Here is a 23,420-nt window from a genome sequence, read left to right on the forward strand (position 1 = left end):
CCAACAAAAAAAGCCGGCACAACGCCGGCATCAGAAGGGCCACTGGAGAGGAGGAACAGAAGCCAAAAAAGGCCCCGAAGGGCCGAGGGAAATCAGAACTTGTAGTTGGCACCCAGGAAGAAGCGGCGGCCGTTTTCCCACTCACTGCCCTGCAAAGTAGGACCATCGGTAAGTTCAAACACATCGCTCACGGTTTCATTGGTGAGGTTCAATGCTTCCGCCCGCAGGGTGAGGTTTTCGGTCACGTAGTAGCTGAACTGCGCATCCAGTGAAGACTGCTTGTCGCGGTACAGCTTGCCTACACCAGTCTGGGCACTGAAGTATTCAGACCGGTAGTTGTAAGCCAGGCGCGCGCTCAGCAGATTGTTTTCAAAGAACGCGCTCAGGTTCGCCATGTGCTTGCTGTTACCCGGCAGCGTGGCGGTGGTGCCATCCACCAGCGTGGCATCACCCACGTCGGTGAAGGTGTAGTTCGCCACCGCACCAAAGCCGTTATCGAAGGTGTATTGCAGCTGGGTTTCCACACCCGAGAGGCTCACTTCAGGCCCGTTCTGCGGCCGCGACATGGACGGGATGTTGATCACGCCATCGGGCGTTACCACATTTTCCTCGCGGATTTCGGTAAAGATGTAATCGGAAATGTCCTTGCGGAACAGGGTGGCTGCGGCCACCGCACCTTCAGCAAAGTACCACTCCATACCCAGGTCATACTGGTTGGCGCGGTAGGGTTCCAGGTTGGGGTTACCGCCGCTGCCGCGACCGGATTCCGGCGTGACCGAGACTGACGACGTCAGCTGGCTGGGGCTCGGGCGGGCAATCACTTTTGCCGCCGCGGCACGCAGCACCATGCTGTCGTTAATGTCCCAGGCCAGGTTCAGGCTCGGCAATGTATCGGCGTAGTTGGCTTTCACCACATCGTAGACGTAATCGCCTTCGGCACTGGAAAAACTCCAGGCGCCGGAATCGGTGTCGGTGGTGACATAACGCAAACCCACGTTACCGCGAATACCGGAGTCTTCGTGGGCGAAGTTGGCCTGCACATAAGCCGCATTCACTTTTTCCGAAATATCAAAAATGCTCGGGTACCACACCTGGTTACGTTTGGCACAGGTGGCGGTTACACCGTCCGCGCAATCAGGCAATGCGCCAAAGTAGGCATTGAGCTTGGCACGGTCCGGATCAAAATAGGCGGACGGGCCAAAACCGGTTTCGCTGTGCAAACCAGAGACCACCGCCCCGCTCCAGAAATCAGCCGCATCGCCAAAACCATCGGGCGCCATGTTGGCCGCGGTGGTGCGCAAGCGGTCCTGAGTGATTTCACGGTCGCGCAGTTTGATACCCACTTCAATTTCGTTAACAGGACCAAATTCCACATCAAATTGCGCATCGGCCTGGGCGTAGTTTTCCGCGTCGGTCATCACAATGCGCGATTCGAAATAACCGTTCAGAATCAACTCGTCGGCGGGGTTGGTAATCCAGTCGCTGTTGTCAAAGCTGGCGCTCGGGCGGCCGGCGTTGGTGTAAGTCCAGGACACGCGGTCGTCGTTCGGGCGGTTGAAGAATTCGTAGAAGTCGTCGTTGGCTTTGCCTTCAGAAGTGGTACGACCCACCTGGCCGTGCAGGCGGATGCCATCCATGTCGTAGTTCAGGTCCAGGTCCACCACATCGGTGTCCATGCTGGAGCCATCGCGATAAATCACATCGTAGGCCACATGTGCCGGCGCCAGGCTGCCGTCGATCTCGGACGAGGTCACCACACCGTTGGCATCCACCTGGGTGTTGGTGCCGCCATCGCGCACCGCGTTGCGGGCCAGTGGCAGGAAGTTCTGGTTCATGTTGCTGGCACCCAGTTCAGAGGCCAGGTAATGCAGGGTGGCATCAAACGCTTCGGTGGGCTTGTACTGCACCGCCAGATCCACGCCGCGGCGCTCGCGCTGCTGCTGGAACAGGGCGGAACCCAGACCCCAGGGTACATAAACCGATTCACCGGTGTCTTGTGCCGTAGTGGGCACATAGTTGGCCAGCACTTCGGAACCGTGGCGCTCGACGGTGCGGTCCTGGTACACCAGTGAACCCAGCACGCCAATGGTGCTGTCGTCATTTTTCCAGGAATAGAATGCCGAGGCGGAAGGATCCCACTCGCCCGGCAGCTCGCTGTATTGGGTTTCCAGGCTCAGGGACGCGGTGCCCGATTCCAGGTCCAGCGGCTTGCGCGTGCGCAGGATAATGGTGCCGCCGAGCGAGCCTTCGTCGATGCGCGCTTCGGGTGACTTATATACCTCGGCACTGGCAATCAGGTCTGACGGCAGCATGGCGTAGTTAAAACCGCGCGACAGGGCCGACAGCACCTTCCACTCGGAGGTGGCCACGGTCTGGCCGTTCAGCAGGGTGATGTTCTGGGAACTGTCGGTACCGCGAATGGACACCCGCTCGCCTTCACCAAAATCGCGCGAAACCGACAGACCCGGAATGCGCTGCAGCGCCTCGGCCACGTTTTTGTCCGGGAACTTGCCAATGTCTTCCGCGGTAATGGCATCTACCACCGCGCCGGCAAAGCGCTTCATGTTCACGTTCTGTTCCAGGCTGGCGCGGATACCCACCACCTGCACTTCTTCGATGGCCTGCGCCTCGTCATTGGCCAGCACCTGTGGCGCCGACGCCAGTACACCCAGACCCAGCAGGGTGCGGTTGGCCAAGCGGATGGCCTGCTGCAGCGTATTGTTCATTTCTCGGTCCCGTTTGTTGTTATAGGGGGCAGCTGGACAACGTTGTCCAACTGGACGAATAAATTATTCGTTGAATTTCACCTTGTCAAGAATTATTCTTTAAGTGGATTGCTAAAAGGAATTTTTTATTATGTTGCGCCCGACCCTCTGGCTGGCGGCCCTTTGCCTGTGTGCCTGCCAGACCAGCCCCTACTCGCTGGAACATCACCCCTCGGAAAACACCAACGACCGGGTACGCTTTCTGGTGCTGCACTACACCGCCATCAACTTTGACCGCTCCCTGCGCGCGCTCACCCTGCCAAGCGGCTCCCCGGTGAGTTCCCACTACCTGGTGCCGGAATCCAACGACCCCAGCTATCCGCATGCAGATCTCCGGGTGTACAAACTGGTGGATGAAAACAAACGCGCCTGGCATGCAGGGCCCAGCGCCTGGGAAGACCGCGAAGCCCTGAACGACCAATCCATCGGCATCGAAATCGTCAACCTCGCGCACTGCCACCCGCCCATGGAAACCGGCACCGACAGCCTCTGCTTCTTCCCAGATTTCGATCCGGTGCAGATGCAGCTGGTGGCCGGGCTCGCCAAAGACATTCTCGTCCGCTACCCGGACATAACCCCCACCCGCGTAGTGGGTCACGGCGACATTCAACCCTTCCGCAAAAACGACCCCGGCCCCCGCTTCCCCTGGCAATGGTTGGCCGCCCAGGGCATTGGCGCCTGGCCCGATGACGACAAGGTACTGGCCCACTACCGCGCACTCGAAGCCGCGCCAGCGCCAGTGCTGAACGAATGGGTCAACAAACCCGATCCGGAAAATCCCACCCCGCTGCCCGAACCCACGCCCGACGAACGCCAGTTCGCCCACTGGCTTGCCGCCTACGGCTACGGGATAAAACCCTGCGAAGCCAACCTGTACGAAATCCAGCGCTACACCCGCGCGTTTCAATACCACTTCCGGCAGCACAAGGCAGATGGCCTGTCGGATTTGCATACGCGGGCGTTGTTGTTGGGGTTGTTGGAGGAGTATTGGCCGGAAGTGGATCTTAGCGGGATGGATCAGAACGCACCTGCAGCATGCCCCGATTAAACCCATAGGCCAGAGCGATAACTGCCGACTTGCAGCGACTGGCATGTCCGGAGGAGCATAAGCGCAGTAGCCACCAGCCGGGATCGGTTCGGTAAAGAACAGAAAGACAAGGATGACAACGCATGAAGCGGATATTCACACTGACTCTCTGCCTGTCGGCGACCTCCTATATTGGCTGGACGTTAAACTCGGACGGCAAAACGCCGGCACAGGACGAATCCATCAATCAGGGCACTCTGGCAGAAGCCAGGACGGCATTGCCGCGCCGGCAGCAACCAGGCGCCGATTGGGTGGCACAGTCATCAGATCCGGCACCCGAAACACCACTGACGGCTACGCCTGATACAAGCGCGGGAATAAGCGAAACGCAATTGCCGGCTGAATCCGCTCAGGCGGCTGAGTCCACACCCTTACCAATCCCCATATCCCGTGCGCTGATCAATCATGACGAGGCGGGCAAAGCAACCAGCCTGAATCTCGATGTGGCAAAAACGCTTTTAGACGAGGAATTCCAGCTATTGCTGGATGAGTTCTCGCGATCCAACACCGAACTAAGCGCCCGCAATCGGTACCAGCAACATGAAGCCCTGAGCAGTATCAGCAGCTTATCGACGGCTAATCTGGAAGCGCTGGAATGCAACGACTCTCTCTGCGTTGCCTGGATTACGCAGTCCGCGACAAATCAGGAACTCATCGCCGAAGCAGTAAAAGATCGCTTAACCAGTAACGCCGTGCTGTATAACTGGCAGGGAAAAGGCAGTGGTATGAACCCGGATTTGTATGTGCTGTTCAGCGCAAAAGAAAGCATCAAAGGTTTTAAGTTCAAGAAATGCCAGCCTGAGTCTGGCTCAACGTGTGAAGACCCCGGTAAATAGCGAGAAAAAGACCCCTATGAAAAGATCCTCGTGGCACGACCAGCAGGAACCGAACTACAAAATCTACGTCGGTAAACTCCGAATTGTCTGCATCCTTTTCATTATGCTTGCCGCTGTACCACTAAATGCGCTATCGAGTGATTTATGTGATACAGAAGCACTCAAATCTGAACTAAAAATCCGGGCAGATAAAGATCAACACCTACGAAAGAGCTGGAAACCGGGACTGAAGCTCAGTGACGACACCATCCTCCAGGACATTCTGGCTCTGGAAAAAAGCAACGCCGTATATATTCCCGACTTATTGCAAAAATGCGGATGGCCGAAAAAGTCGGTGGTAGGCGAGGATACTGCGCTGCACATATGGCTTCTGGTTCAACATTTGGACAACCATCTGCATATTCAGAATCAGGCAGCCGTGAAAATGTGGGAGGCGGTCGCACAGGGCGAGGCATCAAACGGATCATACTCCGCTTTGATCGACAGAAACCGACGAAACTCCAACCTGCCACAAGTCTACGGATTTCAGACCTATAACATGAAAGACCGCATAGAGTTCTATCAGATAGTCACACCAGGGCTCATTGATGAAAGGCGCAAACGTATAGGGCTTCCTTCCTTCTATTGCTGGACGCTTCAGCTTTCAGGCATACATCCTGACTTAGAAATGGAATGGCCACAGGGTGTACCTTACAAGCCAGAGCAATGCGATACAAAGTAGATGGCCAGGTCATACAGTAATTGCATGATCACAGAAATCCCTATTACTGATGTGATGGATAATTGGGGTCAGATAAGAATTATGGCATCAGATTCAACATCTGAGGCCCAAAAAACATTCCCCTGGCGCCGCGCGAGATCGCTTGATATATTTCTTGGTTACAGTTCGCCTGGCGATACAGCGTGGATTTCGCTTTGCTTAATCCACCCTACGGCATCCGATTAAAAGCCAAGATTTCGGTGACTGTTTACTTACCTATCCAACACCTATTCCGCCCTATAACGGATCGCCTGACAACGGCCGCAAAACCTGAAAGCACACCATATTTACGACCTACTTGTACCGCCCCTGCTCCAATATACTGCGCTTCGGACAAGCGACCACCGGATAAGCCGGATTAATAGTGATCAGCGAATAGCTAACTTGACGGCAGGCAAATAATTACTTAAATGAACTGACAACCACACTTCATCCTTTGGCGCGCAGCGGAAAAGGTCTGAATTCATGAATAAATTGATAATTACCTTAATACTACTGGCATTCCAGCTTCAGGCTATGGCTTCCATTTATGGCCCGGAAATCCCCATTGTGGTTGGCGCCAAGCTCGACAGCAACAGTGTGGATTTCAGCTTTTACTCACGGAATGGCGAATCCTACGCTCTTGAGGAAAAATATGGCAAAGAAATGAAAGAGGCAACGACCGAGATCATCAATCGTTTCGGACTCCAGGGAAATTATATTCCGGAGCAGGAGCCGATAAATAAGCCAACCATAGTCTTCTTTTTATCGATCGAGTCACAACGCATTCCTTGCACAGAGAAGCACCAGAATTTTATTATTATTGAAGCGAAACTGATGCGGCGGGTTAATTTTATAGCTAATGGCATAATCCATGAAATCGAAGTCACGGTGTTTGAAGAACAAGGAAAAAGGCTATTACCATCCGATAAGGCAGATTTTTACCCGCATCTGATACGTGAGCTCGAGACACAGGCCAATACTATATTGAGAATTATCCAGGCATCCAATAAGTAACCCTATTGCAGAGTCAGGAATTCAGACACCTTGAAAAACTGACACTGAAGATACTGACATGACGATGATCGGGGTTAGATAAGAGCAATCGTATCAGTTTCATCATCTGAGCCCCGAAAAACGCTTTACCGGCCCCAGCATGAAATCGCTCGATTTTCTTCTTGGATACGGCTCGCCTGGCGGCACATGGTGGATTGCGCTTTGCTTAATCCACCCTACGAGAGCGGTCAACACCATAAAAAAAGGGGGCATTGCCCCCGTTGCTCGAGCAGAAAACTGCTACTTATTCTGCGCGGCTTCGCTGATTAGCCGGCCTTTCTCATCCGTATCAATCAAACCATCGCGGGCAGCTTTGTTTACCACGCGGGTTACGCAGCTCATGTATTTGCCGTGACTTTTGGCTTTCCAGCTGTCGCACTCAACCGCCATCGTTTGGGTCACGCTGCAGCCTTCGCCGTCGACATTGGCATTTAGCGGGGTTGATGGGCACAGGTCGAGTGAATCGATGACGCCATCGGCATCTTCATCTGGCGGCACGCAGCTGTTATCCAGTTTGACCAGGGTTACGTGGCCGGTCAGGTCTTTGGTTACGGTAAGGCCCGCATCATTCACGGTGAATTCAGTCAGGCCACCGGCGTCGCCATTAATGCGGTAGTTGCCGTTGGGCAGGTACACCGTCGCCGGGTATCGGGCCGGGGCATGGGAGTGAAACCAGTAGCGGTGCGTGGACGTAGGCGTGAGGGCGACTTTATTCAGACCGCAGGTTTCGTAGCCTACCGTGGTGACTTTCCGGCCATTGGCCTCGGTGGCAACGGACCGGATCTTCAGGTGGCCATTCACCGCCACATTGCCTGCCTCATCCAACGCGAGGTCACCAAACTTTTTGTTCACGTCGTTAAGTGCCACCACCAGAAATTCGCTGGCAGCCGGAATATGCACACTGAAATCCTGCTGGGATGCGGTGAATTCACGGAAACCCGCGTGCAGAATATTTTCGTTGAAATCGCTTTCAGTCAGTTCACTGGAATTCACCGTCACCTGCGGAATGGCCTCCACATCAAAGCTCAACGTCTGGGTTGCGGCGTCCCACAGCAGGTGTTTATCGGCACTTACATTCATGCCCTCGTCTACGGTGATGGTGCCATACCAATCCAGATTACCGCGGGAGATGTATTTGTAGCTACCTGGCGTGAGGTGTAGGTAATAGTCGTTGCGCCGGCTGGCACTTTCGCCACCCACCTCATAAATACCCGTGAGTACATTCAGCTCGTCGGCCCGGCGGATATTGATTTTTGCGAGGCGGGCGATATCGATCCGCACGTCGCCGCCGTCCTGAAACAGAAAACGGTTATCAAAGCTCAGCTGGCCATTGGCAATGGTCACAGTACCAAACGCACTGCCCGCATTGCGGAATCCCACCGAGTAGCTACCGTCCGGCAGGTAGAAAGTCACCAGGTCGCCCCGGATGGCATTATTTATACCCTGGACGTTATAGAAAATATCCAGCAGGCCGCCATTAATATCGCCAAAGTGAATGGCCGTGCGGGTCAGTTTGCTCACATCAAACGCCAGCGTATGGGTATTGCCATCGAATACCAGGGCGCCAGAAGTCGCTGTGAGTAGGTTGTTTTCGATACTGAAGGCGCCATAGAGGTAACTGTTTGCCGTGGTGAGCTGATAGTTTCCGTCCGCAAGCTCCAGGGATTGCGTGGCATTGATGGAGATCCGCTTGGTGCCATCCTGCAATATGACAGAGGCATAAGCGCTGACCGGTGCCGACAGGTTATCCCGGTTAATGGTGACATTGGCCGCGAAAGTGGCGGCGGAAAAAAACGAAAGCGTCGTCAATACAGTGGAGACCAACCGCATGCTTAACATAATTATTCCTTTTATGAATCGGTAGATGCGAGCGACCCGAACGGGCGACCCAGGCCCTGCTGCAATGCGCCTCAGCACCCCAGACTACAGAAGGCGCACCCATGACCTTCTACCCCCAAGCCCCGGATAACGCATCCACAGCAGCGCAGCCATGCTACCGCCAACCATGTTGATTTGCACGCCAAAAAGCCTAGCCCCTTGAGCGTGGGTACGACCTTGAGAGCCGGCTCGAGATAACAACCGCAGAGCGGTTTTTATTGCGGTCGTTTAATGCAAGTCAAACCGCTTTCCATCGACATCACTGTGACGCCTGCTGTTCGTCCAGTTTGTATTGCGCCATTTTCAGGTAGCGGTTGGCATCCTCCACCAGGCTTGCGTTGTGCGCCCAGTTGGCCGCATTGGCGAGGTAAGCTGCCGCGTAGTCATAGTGTCGGGCTTTGAGTAAATACTTGCCGACAAAGAAATTCACGTAAGCGCTGGACGGCATGCGGTTGCCCAGCTCAATGGCTGAATCAATCGCCGCCTGATACTGTTTACTGTTCCAATAGATTTCTGTGAGCATACGGTAAGTGTCCGGGTGCGGTGCTTTGCTGTTGGCCTGCTCAAGCAAGGCTGTTGCAACCGGCAGGCGGTGGGCCTGATCGGGTTGAAAGGACATCAGCCCAAGCATGGCCCGGGCGGTGAGCCGCTGCACATCCGGGCGATTCTCTGTAAGGTTCTTGTCCACCAGCGTTTCAATCAAGGTTTGCGCCGGGCCAAACGCCTGCGCAGCAATATGGTTATTGGCCTGCACCGCCAGCGCAACCGGATCGTTGGATGCGAGCGCAGCTTTCAGCAGCTCATCCGCAAGAGACGCGGTCTCCTCCCGACGGATGACCAGGTCATACAGCTTCATCCCCATTGCATGCGGCGATACGGTGGTTTTTTTGTAGCTGAACTCGGGCTCTTCATGTTGCAATGCCAGCACACTGATCCGGCGTTTGCCGGCGTACTGCTTTATTTCGTCCGTCATTTGCTCAAGCGTCACATCGAATGCTTCGGCAAACGCCTGCTCGGAGGTTTTACCTTTGCCCACCAAATGAAGGTAATTGCTCATCTGCCCAATGCGATTGGGAAAGCCGTTCAAGTGGCCCAGGTTCAGGTAATGGGTCAGCAGCCAGGAGGACGCATAGTGCCGGGCAATGTAGTTATCGCTTGAGGATTGCGTCACATCAAAATCCAACACATCTTCCAGCGGCAACAGACCACCCCGGCTCCAGGGGCCGCTCTGCAACCAACTGGCCCGTATTTCCGGAATAGCACCCACCAATAGCTTCCCGCGCTTGACCTCCAGCGTCGAGAAAAACTCGGCGATGCCTTCGTCATACCAACGCGGATAATTCTGACCACTCAGCGCACGCACCAGATAATGCATATACTCGTGTTTCAGGACTTCATGGGTACCAATTGATGCACGACGGGACGCCTTGTACATCACCAGTACCGGAGAGAGATCAATTTCTGTGTAGAATCCGGCGGTGTGGGCATTGCTCACCAGCTGTTTGAAATCGCTGCGACTATCGAACAGAAACACGGTAAAAGGTGTAAGGGAATCACCCAGATCATCTTGCCTGCTTTGGGTGACCAGGTTTTTGAGGCGCAAAAATTCAGTGAGCGTTTCCTGCACATAATCTTCATCGCTATTGGAATAGACCACAAACTGATCCAGCTGGTAGCGGTGCCAGTCTTCCAGGTCGAAATCTGCATAGGCACACAACGAAAACACCATCGCACCTAAGACGGGCACAACACGACGGACGATGAAACAGATCAAGGCAGAATACACGTTACAATTCCTTTGTAGCATTTATTATTTATTGGTCCGACGAACGACTGAAAATGCATCATATAGCAAAATCGGGGTCAAAATCGTGGGCAGAAAAGAATTTTGACATAAAATTCGTCATTCTAAACTTCGATAATGCTTCCCATATTCGGCATGATATAGCTTTTTTTATGACTGTAGTTTACCTGTCGATAATTGGTGGATTGCGCTTTGCTTAATCCACCCTACCAAACCACTGCCAACCTGAACTTATTTATGTGAAGGCAAGAATACCTGCGCAGGTCTTAAATTAGGCGTTTCACAACGATCGCCGTACAACAAACACATTGAAGCATGAATTAGGGCCGGGTCATCCCGCAACACATCAGCCATAAGTTCTTTAATCAATCTACTTTCGTTTCTGAATTTAGCCAATTTCAACCACAATTCACGAACACGATCAGGCCCTATTCCCTGAAGCCAATAGAAAAAGGATTCACCGCAAACATAGTGATCGGCCCGGCGTGAAAGTTCATTGATGTGAGCTTCACCCATAAGGGCTTTACAGCGTGAGATTTGGTCACTACGCCTTTGTTCGTACAATTGGGCTGATATAAGACCCAGTGACAGCAGCGTTTCTTGTGCCAGAAAATTCGCACCCCCCTCGATCAACCAGTCTTCGCTTGCAAGATTGGCATTCCAGAGGTGCGATACTTCATGGGCGAGCAGCGTGATCGCCTTTAAGTGAAGCCCCGGTGATGTTTTGTGCCAGCCATCACCCACCACATTGATCACCAACTGACCGCCTACCACCCCGCCATCGATACGGGTCTCATCGGCAGACTGCTGGTAACCCACCAGAACGAAAGGATCTTCATCGAGGGAAGTTTCAAAGTATTCCCGGAAATAGTTGAGCAATACTGGCAACTGCGCTTTATACAAGCTGTACAACCAGTCGGGCAATTCAGAGTCCAGCAGCACTCGCTGCTGCCCCACCTCACTACCTGCCTCAACCAAAAGAGCGTAGTTGCGATACTTATCAGCGACATGCAGATTTTCTCGGGGCTTATCTCCACTCGGCAGCACAACCGACTTGCCTGCAACTGGTTCTATTTGCAGATCCACATCGAAGGTGGAAATATCCCGCCAGAGTCCTTCAGTCTTTAAAGCCGCAGGCAGGTAATGGCCCTGATAGATCGCCATGCCCTGGTCAAAATTAACAAACGGCGTATAAAACCCACCATAGACCAGATCAGACTCAACTCGGATTTCAGCGCCGATCTCTTGCACTGGCGCGTCAAAAACCAGATCAATCAGCTGATAGTCAAATACCCCGATCACCGGCTTCCATTGATCGTGCACGAAATGAAAGGGAGTAGATGAGAAACGAATCGCCTGCACGGGGCTGCCCAATATCCATTTCACATGCAACAGGTTGTCAGACGGAGTGAGCAAGATACTTAACCTATCCCCGGGTTCAGCTTTTACGCATAGTGATAATCCCAAGAAGACCAGTAAAACCAACCGTCGTCCATAATCGCTCATATTGATCTGCCAATCCTTTTAGCCAAAATAATGTATTACAGCCAGCCTGATCTACGGAATCATCAGTCAGCTTTTCGATTTATTACGGCAAAGACCTTTCGTCGAACCGAGCCTGAATCCAGTCCGCTCAGATCCAGATATATATCCGGGACCAGCGGTTCATTGTTGCCACGTAAACGATTGCGCCAGACCTTCAGCGGCATCTGCAAGCGGTTTCCGCTCGGCAATACCACGGTTGGAGCGCTCATATAGAGACTATCTGCCGCCGTCGTTTCCCCTACATGCAAAGAACCCGGTGTAGCCCGGATCATGTCAGCAAAATCCAGGCAAGCCGATACACAGGCACCATCAGTGAGCAACACCAAAGCTCCTTTGAAATTTCTGGGCGCAATGTTCATACGCTCAAAGTCCTGCAGGTTCCATCGGGCATTGGAATTGTAAACCAGCCATGTGCGGCCAGCTTGCTTCGCCTCCAGCATTGCCGTTTTCAATTTGCTGAAGTAATCTGCCTGCAGGCCCTCCCGACCAGGGTCTTCCGATAGCCTGCTCAACATGTCATTGATTCGGTCAAGACTGTAATCAGAAATTCGCCATTGGGCATATGCCATCGGGAGTTGCGAACGCTGCGCTTCTGTCATCTCAATACCACCGGTCACCGCAGTGAATATCGCCTCGCCGAATAAACTGCTTCCACCTTTATTTCCTCGCACGTCAAACACGACGGATTGGAAACCCTCGAGCTCCACAAGTTCTTCGATCATTGCATTGAAGCGCGCCAGCTTTGCGCCCTCCAGCGTAAAGCTGGGCAAGCCGATCCAAAGCACGCCATCTTTGAGTTCATAACCACTACTCGCCCTATTTGATTGGGGGAGCGTGGAAACATACCAGTCAAAAAAATCGTTGGAGGATACTGACCGCTGCTGAAACGCCACTGTATTTGATGCGCCTGATTCCGAACCAAAGGTGCAATTTTCAAAGTTCATCTCTGGACTGGTTCTGAGAGAAAACCCTTTTACCGCCGCTCCGAGCGCTCTGCCCGGATTCGCCGTGAAATTCTGATACGGCACTAGGTAGTTCAGTAGAATATCCTGCGCACCCACACCATCGCAGGCTAATAACTCGTCGCCTAATCCAGGCAAAAGCCCGTTCCAGCCAGGCATATGACTGGTAACCATCAACTTGCCCTGATCGTAGCCGAGCGAAAATCCAGCAGTGACAATATTATTACCAATACGCCGGATGTCGTCTGAAATATTTAAATGCGCATCGCGAAATCCATTGAGAAAATAGCGCATCACGCCCAGGTACGTATCGTAATCCACCACTTGTGGAATCAGCATCCCCGCACGAGAGTACTGATGTGCAAGCAAATCAGGGAATTGTGGATTCTGTTCATCTATGTAACCAGGGTGACCTGCCTTTATATAGGCATACGCTGCGTCCAGATCTTGCTTGAGAACCGACTGCCATAGTTCGCTGCTTTTTGCAGAACTGGACGTGGCAACCAACAGACAAACCCAAAACAGATAGATCACGGCTGACCGCTCATTGTGTCGTCTTATCCTAACCATGTTTTTTTGTTTCGAGCATTTGCAACCACTCATTACTGACAACAGTCAGGTGTTTCCGTTCGGCATGGAAAAACCTACCACTCAATTGCATCCATTCATTTCCACGAGTTAGCCAGAGATATAGCCTCTTCCGCTTCTTTTTCCAGTGCTTCACTGTGGGTACGGGCTTTTACCCGACCGTAGAAGTAACGTGTATAGTCCGGATTCTGCATGGCTTTCATTATCCGAGCCGCCAACAATGTTGCGTGCCAACTGCCCGGTACTCGCTCCACCAGCTGCTGCAGGGGCTGAACCAGTGATCGGAAGTCTTCCTGAACGAAGTAGATTTTCACGCGCAAGTAAAGAGATTGAATCGACTCGCTGGCAGGATCCAGCGGATGCATATCAATGAGTTGACGCGCCATGCCGATATGTCTGCCGGCTTCAGGCGCATCTTTGCCCGTGACATAGAGGCCGTAATGATATTCAGACAGCAGGTAAGTAAGCTCATGCATTTCAGGTTGCTGTGCGCGGATCATCAGCCGTTCCAGGTCGCTATCTGCAATGGGCTTTGCTGCATAGCCAGACACAGCCGCCCACTGTGCTTCCACCAGCACATCCGAATTCAGGTAGGGCAGCAATAATTGTTCGCTGAGCGCAAAATCACTACGACCCCATGCCAGATAAGACAGCCGCCGAGCCATGTCGGGCGCTGACAGAGCACGCGCTTCTAGCGCCACTTTCAAATTGGGAACCTTCACCGACAGACCCGGCAAAGTCCGGTTTCGGGCGTAGCGTTTCAGGTTGCCATCCATGTCTTTTGTGCTTTGCCCAAATGCAACCTGAAAGGCCTGGAAGTCGTCAGCCCCGTGGTTAAGTAACGTCAGGAAGCCCGCAATGGCTTTACGGTGGTCCGGTTCACCCGCAAGATAACCGAAGGAGAGGTAGTGACTGAACAACCACGCTGATGCGTAATAGCGACCTATATATTCTGGGTGACGTCCTGCTACAGGCTGCATTACCAGTAGGTCCTCTACAGGCAGAATTACACGCCGCTTCAACCATTGCTCCCGCATTTCCGGTATGAAACCAAATACAACCGTATCGCCTTCTACTTTTGCCGTAGACAGCACCTCGGCCATGCCCTCGTTGTACCAGCGGGGATAGGCACTGTCTGCATTTAACGCTACCAGATAGTGGACGTATTCGTGCAGGAGCACCACCAGCTGGTGATCCGCATTGGTTGGCCCCACCACGATGATAGGCTGGCCGTTATCATCAAAGTAGAAGCCTTTGGTAGTCCGCCTATTGGCGTAATCACTGAACTGGGATTTACTATCGAAGTAGTAAATATGAACTGGCTCCTCATTGTTAGTGCGATCATGCAGACCTAGCAGCAAGCGAGCGGCGCTATCGAATTGCGCTAACAAAGAAACAAAACGGATCACCTTATTTTCAGGCCGATCCGAAAAAACCAGATACCCCGGGGCCCGATACTCAATCCAGCCGCTGGCATCCGCAAAGCTGGAGGACCCGAAGCATAAGACAAAAAGCACACAAAGAGTTTTACGAATTAGACGTTTCAAATTTTTTCCCTGGTATAAAACGAACATTTCCATTTCCCAATCAAAGGAACGGGCTTGCTAATTCCTGCATGCTTCATCTGAAAATTTTTTCACCCTTTCCGCTAACAAACCCGACGAAGCCGGCAATGAGTGGTATGTTGGAGTTTCCTGCTCAATTGCCAACTTCATCAGGGAGAACCGCCCGCCGCTCAGATAGTGATCCCTGTTACCCCGGCTGCGGCCGACAATTTCAACAAAGGACTGTTCAAACGCGAAAGGATCCGCACTACCATTACTCAGTAGTGTCAGGTATTTATCCAACGACTCCGAAAAATCATCCTCGCCATTGATTGGTCCCAGTGTGAGAAAGTGGGAAAACAGCCAGGCTTTGGTAATGAATCGTTTTTGGCCGCCGGCTGTAAGCGTGTCGTGTGCATCGGTACGAACCAGGTCACTGAGCGGCATAGTCAGGCAATACTCAACATTACGCCACAAGGCTTTGGGTATTTTCCCTACTATGACCGACTCTTTATCAAAATCTGTCGTTGCCAGTAGCTCCGCCATCCCCACCCGGTACCAATCGGGATAGCGCATCTGCACATCGCTAATCATCAGGTTTCTTATGTAGTCACGGAAAAGTGACAATCTGGCGCGATGATTATAATCACCATAAAGCTGAAACATTTGCGGGTCACCGGGATGTGCAGAATATGCCTCCGGATTTGAGCAAGCGTGAGCAGGTAAAGAGACCGAGGAAAACAAGACTGTAAACGACAAAGGTTCGAATGGTTCCGGGATTCGCAAGATAGCCCGGGCAGCGCGATCGAAGCGTGAAAGCTCATCTACCAATCTCAACACTTCTTCTACAGGCTGGTCTGATAACACAGTAGATCTGCCTATCGAGTACTCGCTCCATTGAGGCTCGGCTGCATGTCCATTGAGGCAAAATTGCCACAAAACCACTGCTATAGCCCACGCATTCCGCCACATATTTTTTATTCCTTTAAAAAAAACGGCGGTTAAACAACCGCCGGTCAAGAGAGAACACATCATGAGAAGAAACTGTTAAACCTTTTGTGCCACCTGCAACCCCGGCCACGCGCCTTGTGCATACCAATTGCCGAAGGCCTTTTCCACCTGATACCCCACCGCCATCACATCCATTTCCCGGTAAGGGCGGCCGACAATTTGCACGCCGGTAGGCACGCCGTTAGCGCCGAAGCCGGAGGGCATGGAGAGCACCGGGCAACGGCTTAAGGTGTTGAACGGGTAAGTCATGAACCAGCCTTTGATGGGCTCCACCAATTCACCATCCACGCGCATCTGATCTTTTGCGTAGTCGTAATTGGCCGGCACCTGAGTGGTGGCTGTGGTGGGGCATAACAAAATCGCGTAGCGCTCGAACACTTTGGCGAGTGCGGTCCACATGTGCTGGGCGTAGCGGTCGGCTTCGAGCACGTCTTCCAGGGTGACCTGATCGGCCAGCTCTAAATAGCGGCGGGCGTAGCTGGTCATGAGCGATCGCTGTTCGGATTTGCCGTATTTTTCCCGCACCAAAGTGCCGAGCAGGCTGCCCTGATGCACTTGCGCGGTGCGGATACAGCGCTCGTCCCAATCGATTTCCACCAGGTCGACGGTAGCGCCGAGGTCGCGCAGACGTTCAGCAAAGGCGAGCGTATTGCGGCGCACATCGGGTTCCAACCGGTAGAAACCCAGATCGAGCGACAGCGCCACTTTAACGCCAGCGAGGCTCGGGTATTCCGCCGGCAGAAACGGATCGTCAGGTAAAAATGAGGTGATGTCGGCCGGGTGCGGGCCGGCTACCTGGTTGTACATCAACACCAGGTCGGCAATGTTGCGCGCCATTACGCCGTGGTGCACGTAGGGATCGGCATTGTAAGGCGGCATTTCCGGCACCCGGCCGTAAGCCGCCTTCAGCCCTACCACGCCACACATGCTGGCGGGAATGCGGATGGAGCCGCCGCAATCGGTGGCATTGGCAAGGGTGGTGGTGCCGGCGGCGAGCATGGCGGCCGAGCCGCCGGAACTGCCGCCCACGGTGATAGCGGTATTCCACGGGTTGCGGGTAACGCCCCATAAATCCGACCAGGTGAAACCAGCGCTGGAAAATTCCGGCGCGGTGGAGCGCGCGTGCACGATACCGCCGGCGGCCAGCAGCCGCTCAGGCACCGGGTCGGTCACATCGGCCACATTGTCCTGCATCAGGCGCGAGCCGTTGGTGGTGACCTGCCCTTCTATATAGGTCTCGTCTTTGATGGCTATGGCGAGGCCTTCCAGGGGCCGGGCGCGGCCTTCGGCCCAGGCCCGCTCGGCGGCTTTGGCCTGCTCCAGCGCCTGCTCGTAAAACCGGAAGGCACTGGCATTAATGGCGGGTTCTACTTCGTCTGCGCGGGCAATCAGCGCCTGCATCAATTCCACTGGCGACAGGCTGCGGTCAGCGAACTGGCGCAGTGCCTCGTGAGCGGATAGATAACACAATTCTGATGCCATGAACTTTCGGGACCTTTTCTGAAATAACTTGTCCTGTTTCCGCATTGTAGGGAGGCCAACCGGTAATGTAAGTTAGCAACCATAGGCGGCGCCGATAGTTATTACCTGACGCCAACGGTTTGATTGATAGTAATATCCAGCCATTACCCGGAGACAGCCAATGAAAACCAAACTCTTCAGTTATCTGGCCCCCGAGCAACTGGAAGCTTTTGAAGTGACCGCGCGGGTAGGCTCTTTTTCCGCCGCCGCCCGCACCCTGGGCAAGGCCCAGTCCACCATTTCGGGGCTGATCAATAATCTGGAGATTGATACCGGGCTGGAGCTTTTCGACCGCTCCCGGCGCGAGCCGCACCTGACCGAACACGGCCAGTCACTGCTGGCGGAAGTGCGCGCGGTGATGAATGCCTTTAACCGGCTGGATGCGAAAACCCGCAGTCTGGTGGCGGGCGTGGAGGACAGTATTACCCTGGCCGTGGACGAAGCGGCCATTTCCCGGGGCCAGCTGCACACTACCCTGGCGGCTTTCAGCGAAGCGTTTCAGACCGTCTCCTTGCACCTGCTGCTGGCGCCGGAAAACGACCCGGCCATGCTGATCCGCGAAGGCCGGGCCGACCTGGGCCTGATGCTGGCAGGCGATGATTACCCCGAGCAATTCCAATTCAAGGGCATTGGCACCACTTATTTTGAGGCGGTGGTAGGCGCCCAGCATCCGCTCGCGCAGCTTGCCGAAGTGAGTGCCAACAACCTGCGCGACCACCTGCACCTGCGCATTGCCGGCCGCGGCCGGGAAGGCACCGCCAGCAGCGATTTCAGCCACCGGGCCTGGTATGTGGACAGCCACAGCCAGCTGATCGATATGGTGCGCAATGGCCTGGGTTGGGCGGCCGCGCCCTCGCACCTGGTGGCGCCGCATCTGGCCGACGGCAGTCTGGTGAAACTGCCCACCAGTTACCAGCTCACCCCCTTTCCCCACGGCGTAGACCTGATCTGGCCCCAAAGCCGGACGCTGGGGCATGCCAGCCGGTGGTTGATTGATACGCTGGCGAAGCAGGTGAGTGGGAAGCGGTAGCTTTGTGGAGATGGGCAATAGGGCAGACATTCCGGGGACGCGTAAATACATCCATGTAGCTCGACGGCGGCCCTACGGGGCCTGCCCTCAATCAAAGATTGAGGGCGTTTCAACGATTGCAAAGCATGCTTTGCAAGCAACCGTTGAAACCCATGCCGCCGACGCCCCTCCACATCTACCCTATCGCCCATCCTTAACCCGATAGATTTATCAACCTCTGCATATTCAAACTATCGCCAAAACCGATACCTTATCACTCGGGTAGCCGCTTCTGCCGTTAGATACTGAACGCTGAACTCACAATAAAAGTAAATCCATGCAAACCACAGCTAACCACCCCCTCGCCCTTGCCAGCCTGTTGATGGTGGCCATGATGGGCGCGTCTATTCTCACGCTGCTGCCCTTGTGGGTGGGTGCGCTCACCGACCTGAATCTTTACAGCCAGCAGCAAATCGGCTGGCTCGCGGCGGCCGACGTGGTGGGTATTTTTGCCGCCAGCGCTTCGGCCATTGTGTGGGTGCGGCGCCTCGCCTGGCGCCCGACATTAATGGGCGGCCTGGGCCTGTTTCTGATGGCCAACTTGTTGTGTTTGCTGGTCACCGATGTGGCCGCATTGATGGCCCTGCGGGTGGTGGCCGGGCTTGGCTGTGGCGCTGCCTATGCGGTGGCACTGGCAGGCCTGGGCGATCATGAACGGCCGGATTTTGCCTTCGGGCTGATGGTGACCGCGCAAGTGGTATTCGGGACACTCGGCTTTTTCTGGGCGCCCGGGTTTATTGCCGAGTGGGGCATCGATGGCTTTTTTCATTATCTGAATCTGTGGTTGCTGGCCACGTTAATGGCGTGCTTTCTTTGCACACCCAGCAGCAGTAAAGCGTCAGGCGAATCTGCCTTCGCGTTAAAACCGTTACTTACCGGCAATGCACTGCTGGTATTTGCCACCACCGTGGTTTACTACCTGGGTGTGAGCGCCGTGTGGGCCTATCTGGAGCGTTTAGGCATCAGCATGGGCCTGACCGGTGAACAGGTGGGCGACTGGCTCGGTACCGGTTTTGCCATCAGCGGCGCCGGCTCTTTTGTGGCCGCGTTCATTGGGCGGGTAACCGGCAAACTGGCTGCGTTTTCCGGCGCGCTGGTGTTGCAGACAGTGGCGATTTTCTGGCTGATGGGCGACCCGCTCAATCTTGCGCTGGTGAGCCTGTATGCGGTCAGCACCATTGTGTTCCAGTTTTTCTGGAGCTTTGCCGTGCCTCTGTTGATGGATCGCTTTAACAGCGTGGATGCCAGCGGCCGGCTCATTGTGTTGTGCGCCAGCGCGTTCAAAATTGGCGAAATTCTGGGCCCGCCCATGGCCGCAGCGTTGATTGTGGAGGGTAACTACACGCCGGTGTTGTGGTTGGGCGTAGTGGCTTTCGGTATCAGCTGGGTGCTGTTTGCCGTGTTGGAAATGCGCCTGAAAAACGCGCGGGTGAACCACGCGTGAAACCGGTGCGCCTGCTTTGCCTGGCCGCCTGCGGTCTGTTCAGCCTGAGCGTACAGGCCGACAAATTCGCGCCCCTGTCGCAAGCGGATCTTGGCCTGGGTGAATACCGCAGCCACACGGGCCTGCCTTCGGCAAACTACTGGCAACAACAGGTGGATTACAACATTCACGCCGCGCTTACGGTTGAACCCAAACACCGGCGCGTACATATTGATGGCCGCGCGAAGGTGCGCTACCACAACAACAGTCCGCAGCCATTGCACAGTTTGTTGTTTTTGCTGGATCTGAATAGGCTTCAACCGGGCGCGCCCAGTCTGAAGCCAGTGCCACAATCCGATGCCCTGGGCTTTCACGGGCTGACAGTTTCACACCAGAACACACCGCTCGGCATTACGATCAATCACACGCTCATGACCGTTCAACTGGAACAACCGCTGGCCAGCGGTGATTCCATTGAGCTGGCTATGCAATGGCGTGCGGTTTTGCCCGATAAAGTCAGCAGCGGCACCCGGGCCGGTGTGGAATGGTTAGCCGATAACAGCCCCATTGTCATTGGCGCGCAATGGTTTCCACGCGCGGCGGCCTTTACCGACGCCAGCGGCTGGTCGGATAAACCTTTTTTAGGCCAGGGCGAATTTTCCACGGAATTTGGCGATTATCAGGTCACCCTGGATGTGCCCGCCAACTTTATTGTGGCCGCCAGCGGCCGCCCGGTGGTCCAACCGCTAAATAATCTCGGTGCCAAACAAGCCCGAAAAAATCGACGCGCAGGTATCGCGAAAACGCGCCGGACCTGGACCTTCGACAGCCCCCAACCGCTGCGGGATTTTACCTTTGCCGCCTCACCCGCCTTCCAGGTACTGACAAAACAAGATGCGCAAGGGCGCCAATTACAGGCACTGTTTCCCGAAGAAGCCGCGCCCCTGTGGCAGCGCTTCGCCTTACCGGCGGCCGACTACACCTTGCAGGTGTTTGACCATGCGCTCGCCCCCCTGCCCTATACCCACATCAACCTGGTCAACGTGGCCGGGCACGGCATGGAATACCCGGGGCTCGCCACCATCAGCACCCGACCCGACCGCAAAAAACACAGTGAACAAACACCTGCGTGGGACGCGCTCACCAAATACGATTTTATCGGCACCGTTATTCACGAGCTGGGTCACAACTATGTGCCTATGGTGGTGAATACACTGGAACGGGAATGGGCCTGGCTGGATGAAGGTTGGGTGAGTTTTATTGAATACCGGGCCGAACACGGCTGGGAAGGCAACTTTGATGTGATTTACGGCGAACCGCGCAGCGTGACCGCCTACATGGCGGGGCCGGATCACCAACCGGTGATGACTGAAGCGGATGAACTCCAACAAAAGATCGCCAACGCCTACAATAAAACCGCTGTCAACCTGAACCTGTTGCGCTATCTCGTGCTGGGGCCGGAAACCTTTGATGCCGCGCTGAAAGATTTTTACCGGCACTGGCAATTCAAGCGCCCGCTGCCGGGCGATTTTTTCCGCGCCATGGAAACCGCTGCCGGTCGGGACCTGAGTTGGTTCTGGCGCAGTTTCTTTTTTAATGCGGCCAGTCTTGATGTGGAAATTACCGGCCTGCAGTGTGGAGAAAAAATTATGACGCTTGCGCCGCGCAACATGCCGGCTGCACCGGCGCTCGCCAATAACCCGGCGCTGGCACCGTTGGCGCCCTACCACACCCACACGCACCCGGCCTTGGCGGACATTTACACCGATAACGCCCAGGCGGCATCACAATGGATTGAATCCACTGCGCCGTCCACCCGCCAATGCCAGGTGCAGATCACCAAACGCGGTGGCGCGGTGGCACCTGTGCCGGTGGTGATCGGATTGGATAGCCATCGCATTCGCCAGTTCACCGTGCCGGCTCTGGCCTGGCAACAGGCCACAACTCAGGCCGATGGCAGCAGCTACTTGCAATGGCCAATTGCGCTGGCAGATAACGAATCAATTAGCTGGTTGCAGCTCGACCCGCACTCACTTCTGCCGGATACCCAACCGGCCAACAACGCTGTAGAGGTTACGCCATGAATCGCTTTATATTCGCCACCTTGCTTGCGCTGAGCCTGAATGCCTGTACGCACGCAGCCCCGGAACCCGGGCTTGCCGACAAACTGGTTAACGCCGCCCTGCCCTGGCAGGATCAACCGTTTCGCGTGGGCAAGGCCGAGCAATGCATGAACTGGACCCGCGAAGTGTTGGTGGCCGCCTGCGGCGAAAGATTCCGCATGCTGGAAACCCAAGCCCCCTGGGACAAGCACCTGCTGGGCGCAGACGATAAACTCCTGCCCGAACACGCCGATTCACTGGCGGCGGATGAATTCGGCCAGAAAATTGAAAACCCGGCACAACTGCAGGCGGGTGACCTGGTATTTTTCAAAAACACCTACGGTAACTGGGCCGAGGGCGTCATCACCCACGTGGGCATTGCGCTGGGTGATGGCACCTACATTCACCGCATGACCTCCAACCAAGGGTTGGTGAAAATTGAGCCGGTGCCCGTAGAGGACTTTGCAGCCGGCATCCGCTTGAACGATACTCTTTGCCAGTAAAACCCCAATAAGCCACACAAGGAATCACCGTGAAAGCTTTTATCGCCGCCAGCCTGCTGGTTTCACTCTGCGCTTGCAGTTCGCTTTCGGACCGACCCTATCCGCTGGAAGTGGTGACCTCCGAAAACAGCAGCGAGCGTGTGCGCTTTCTGGTAATGCATTACACGGCCATTGATTTCGACCGGTCCCTGCGCGCACTCACCTTGCCCAGCAACAATCCGGTGAGTTCGCATTATCTGATTCCCGAGCGCGATGACCCCAGCTACCCGCACGATGAATTAAAAGTATTCCAGCTGGTGGATGAACACCGGCGTGCCTGGCACGCCGGCCCCGGCAAATGGGAAGATCGCGAACAGGTGAACGATCAATCCATCGGCATTGAGATCGTCAACCGCGCCCACTGCCACCCGCCCATGGAACAGACCAAAGCGGGCATTTGTTTTTTTCCCGAATTTGATCGCGAACAGATCGAACTGGTGATTCAGCTTTCAAAAGATATCCTGGCGCGTAATCCCGACATCACACCCACCCGCGTGGTGGGCCACGGCGACATCCTGCCCCAGTTCAAAAACGATCCGGGCCCCCGTTTCCCCTGGCAGCAACTGGCCGCGGCCGGCGTTGGCGCCTGGTATGACGACGCCACGGTGATCCGCTACTTTGACCAATTGAGTGCCGCCACGGAAACCGACCCAGCCGACAGTGAGCGTGAATTCGTCGGCTTACTGGCCGCCTATGGCTACGGCATTGATCCCAAAGACTACACAGAGACTGATCTGTCACTGTATGTAAGCGCCTTCCAATACCACTTCCGGGCCTGGAAAGTGGACGGCGAAATAGACGCGCACAGCCACGCAATTCTGTTGGCACTGATTGAAAAATATTTCCCTGAAAACCTGCCTGAAAACTATCGGACCGGAACAATGCCCGAAACCGATGGCTGATCATTTTTCATCTTGGGCCCGGGTCTCTAGCATGGCGTTTTCCAGA

Annotated in this window: 17 protein-coding genes; 9 read left to right on the forward strand and 8 right to left on the reverse strand. The window is 54.7% G+C overall.

Features of this window, described 5'->3' with window-relative positions; genetic code table 11:
* Positions 1-92: 92 nt before the first annotated feature.
* Positions 93-2,726 carry a TonB-dependent receptor gene (locus M5M_RS07580; RefSeq protein WP_015046894.1) on the reverse strand — a complete coding sequence of 878 codons (2,634 nt, stop codon included), beginning with the start codon at positions 2,724-2,726 and terminating at the stop codon, positions 93-95.
* A 130-nt stretch (positions 2,727-2,856) separates the two neighbouring features.
* On the opposite strand from M5M_RS07580, the gene M5M_RS07585 reads away from it, so the two are divergent.
* The 4 genes from M5M_RS07585 to M5M_RS07600 all read left to right on the forward strand — a co-directional run bounded on the left by M5M_RS07585 (position 2,857) and on the right by M5M_RS07600 (position 6,444).
* Complete coding sequence (locus M5M_RS07585) at positions 2,857-3,813, forward strand: N-acetylmuramoyl-L-alanine amidase (RefSeq protein ID WP_015046895.1); 957 nt, start codon at positions 2,857-2,859, stop codon at positions 3,811-3,813.
* Positions 3,814-3,935: 122 nt separating this feature from the next.
* Positions 3,936-4,688 (forward strand): hypothetical protein, encoded by a 753-nt coding sequence (locus tag M5M_RS07590; RefSeq protein ID WP_015046896.1) that lies wholly within the window; start codon positions 3,936-3,938, stop codon positions 4,686-4,688.
* Positions 4,689-4,704: 16 nt separating this feature from the next.
* The gene (locus M5M_RS07595) at positions 4,705-5,409 is read left to right on the forward strand and encodes a DUF6624 domain-containing protein (protein WP_015046897.1); all 705 of its coding nucleotides are present in this window, start codon (positions 4,705-4,707) and stop codon (positions 5,407-5,409) included.
* A gap of 504 nt (positions 5,410-5,913) precedes the next feature.
* Positions 5,914-6,444, forward strand: coding sequence for a hypothetical protein (locus M5M_RS07600; RefSeq protein ID WP_015046898.1), 531 nt, complete (start codon positions 5,914-5,916; stop codon positions 6,442-6,444).
* Positions 6,445-6,723: 279 nt separating this feature from the next.
* Here the strand turns inward: M5M_RS07600 and M5M_RS07605 are convergent, their stop codons facing one another.
* From M5M_RS07605 to M5M_RS07635, 7 genes are all read right to left on the reverse strand, one after another.
* Positions 6,724-8,322, reverse strand: a complete 1,599-nt coding sequence (locus tag M5M_RS07605; protein WP_015046899.1) for a hypothetical protein — start codon at positions 8,320-8,322, stop codon at positions 6,724-6,726.
* Between the two features lie 298 nt (positions 8,323-8,620).
* Positions 8,621-10,147 (reverse strand): hypothetical protein, encoded by a 1,527-nt coding sequence (locus tag M5M_RS07610; protein WP_015046900.1) that lies wholly within the window; start codon positions 10,145-10,147, stop codon positions 8,621-8,623.
* Positions 10,148-10,396: 249 nt separating this feature from the next.
* A complete protein-coding gene (locus tag M5M_RS07615) occupies positions 10,397-11,671 on the reverse strand; it encodes a hypothetical protein (RefSeq protein WP_016389290.1) in 1,275 nt (424 codons plus the stop codon).
* 62 nt (positions 11,672-11,733) lie between these two features.
* Positions 11,734-13,206 carry a S41 family peptidase gene (locus M5M_RS07620; protein WP_015046902.1) on the reverse strand — a complete coding sequence of 491 codons (1,473 nt, stop codon included), beginning with the start codon at positions 13,204-13,206 and terminating at the stop codon, positions 11,734-11,736.
* Positions 13,207-13,337: 131 nt separating this feature from the next.
* Entirely contained in the window at positions 13,338-14,834 is a 1,497-nt protein-coding gene (locus tag M5M_RS07625; protein WP_015046903.1) for a hypothetical protein, read from the reverse strand.
* Between the two features lie 30 nt (positions 14,835-14,864).
* Positions 14,865-15,776, reverse strand: a complete 912-nt coding sequence (locus tag M5M_RS07630; RefSeq protein ID WP_016389292.1) for a hypothetical protein — start codon at positions 15,774-15,776, stop codon at positions 14,865-14,867.
* Positions 15,777-15,851: 75 nt separating this feature from the next.
* Positions 15,852-17,297, reverse strand: coding sequence for an amidase (locus tag M5M_RS07635; protein ID WP_015046905.1), 1,446 nt, complete (start codon positions 17,295-17,297; stop codon positions 15,852-15,854).
* Between the two features lie 160 nt (positions 17,298-17,457).
* Between M5M_RS07635 and M5M_RS07640 the strand changes: the two genes are divergently transcribed.
* The 5 genes from M5M_RS07640 (at position 17,458) to M5M_RS07660 (ending at position 23,374) form a co-directional block, all read left to right on the forward strand.
* Positions 17,458-18,366, forward strand: a complete 909-nt coding sequence (locus M5M_RS07640; protein WP_015046906.1) for a LysR family transcriptional regulator — start codon at positions 17,458-17,460, stop codon at positions 18,364-18,366.
* A gap of 316 nt (positions 18,367-18,682) precedes the next feature.
* Positions 18,683-19,849, forward strand: a complete 1,167-nt coding sequence (locus M5M_RS07645) for an MFS transporter (protein ID WP_015046907.1) — start codon at positions 18,683-18,685, stop codon at positions 19,847-19,849.
* Positions 19,846-21,912, forward strand: coding sequence for a M1 family metallopeptidase (locus M5M_RS07650; protein WP_016389293.1), 2,067 nt, complete (start codon positions 19,846-19,848; stop codon positions 21,910-21,912). The genes M5M_RS07645 and M5M_RS07650 overlap by 4 nt, the downstream gene beginning before the upstream one ends.
* Positions 21,909-22,433, forward strand: coding sequence for a C40 family peptidase (locus M5M_RS07655; protein ID WP_015046910.1), 525 nt, complete (start codon positions 21,909-21,911; stop codon positions 22,431-22,433). Before M5M_RS07650 ends, M5M_RS07655 begins: the two co-directional genes overlap by 4 nt.
* Before the next feature lie 29 nt (positions 22,434-22,462).
* Entirely contained in the window at positions 22,463-23,374 is a 912-nt protein-coding gene (locus M5M_RS07660; RefSeq protein WP_015046927.1) for an N-acetylmuramoyl-L-alanine amidase, read from the forward strand.
* Positions 23,375-23,420 lie beyond the last annotated feature (46 nt).

The organism is Simiduia agarivorans SA1 = DSM 21679 (assembly GCF_000305785.2).
GTDB classification, from domain to species: Bacteria; Pseudomonadota; Gammaproteobacteria; order Pseudomonadales; family Cellvibrionaceae; genus Simiduia; species Simiduia agarivorans.

Coding starts and splice junctions, on each gene's coding strand:
- M5M_RS07655 (WP_015046910.1), top strand. CDS start 21,909: ATGAATCGCTTTATATTCGCCACCTTGCTTGCGCTGAGCCTGAATGCC.
- M5M_RS07585 (WP_015046895.1), top strand. CDS start 2,857: ATGTTGCGCCCGACCCTCTGGCTGGCGGCCCTTTGCCTGTGTGCCTGC.
- M5M_RS07605 (WP_015046899.1), bottom strand. CDS start 8,322: ATGTTAAGCATGCGGTTGGTCTCCACTGTATTGACGACGCTTTCGTTT.
- M5M_RS07630 (WP_016389292.1), bottom strand. CDS start 15,776: ATGTGGCGGAATGCGTGGGCTATAGCAGTGGTTTTGTGGCAATTTTGC.
- M5M_RS07590 (WP_015046896.1), top strand. CDS start 3,936: ATGAAGCGGATATTCACACTGACTCTCTGCCTGTCGGCGACCTCCTAT.
- M5M_RS07595 (WP_015046897.1), top strand. CDS start 4,705: ATGAAAAGATCCTCGTGGCACGACCAGCAGGAACCGAACTACAAAATC.
- M5M_RS07625 (WP_015046903.1), bottom strand. CDS start 14,834: ATGTTCGTTTTATACCAGGGAAAAAATTTGAAACGTCTAATTCGTAAA.
- M5M_RS07640 (WP_015046906.1), top strand. CDS start 17,458: ATGAAAACCAAACTCTTCAGTTATCTGGCCCCCGAGCAACTGGAAGCT.
- M5M_RS07615 (WP_016389290.1), bottom strand. CDS start 11,671: ATGAGCGATTATGGACGACGGTTGGTTTTACTGGTCTTCTTGGGATTA.
- M5M_RS07645 (WP_015046907.1), top strand. CDS start 18,683: ATGCAAACCACAGCTAACCACCCCCTCGCCCTTGCCAGCCTGTTGATG.
- M5M_RS07580 (WP_015046894.1), bottom strand. CDS start 2,726: ATGAACAATACGCTGCAGCAGGCCATCCGCTTGGCCAACCGCACCCTG.
- M5M_RS07600 (WP_015046898.1), top strand. CDS start 5,914: ATGAATAAATTGATAATTACCTTAATACTACTGGCATTCCAGCTTCAG.
- M5M_RS07635 (WP_015046905.1), bottom strand. CDS start 17,297: ATGGCATCAGAATTGTGTTATCTATCCGCTCACGAGGCACTGCGCCAG.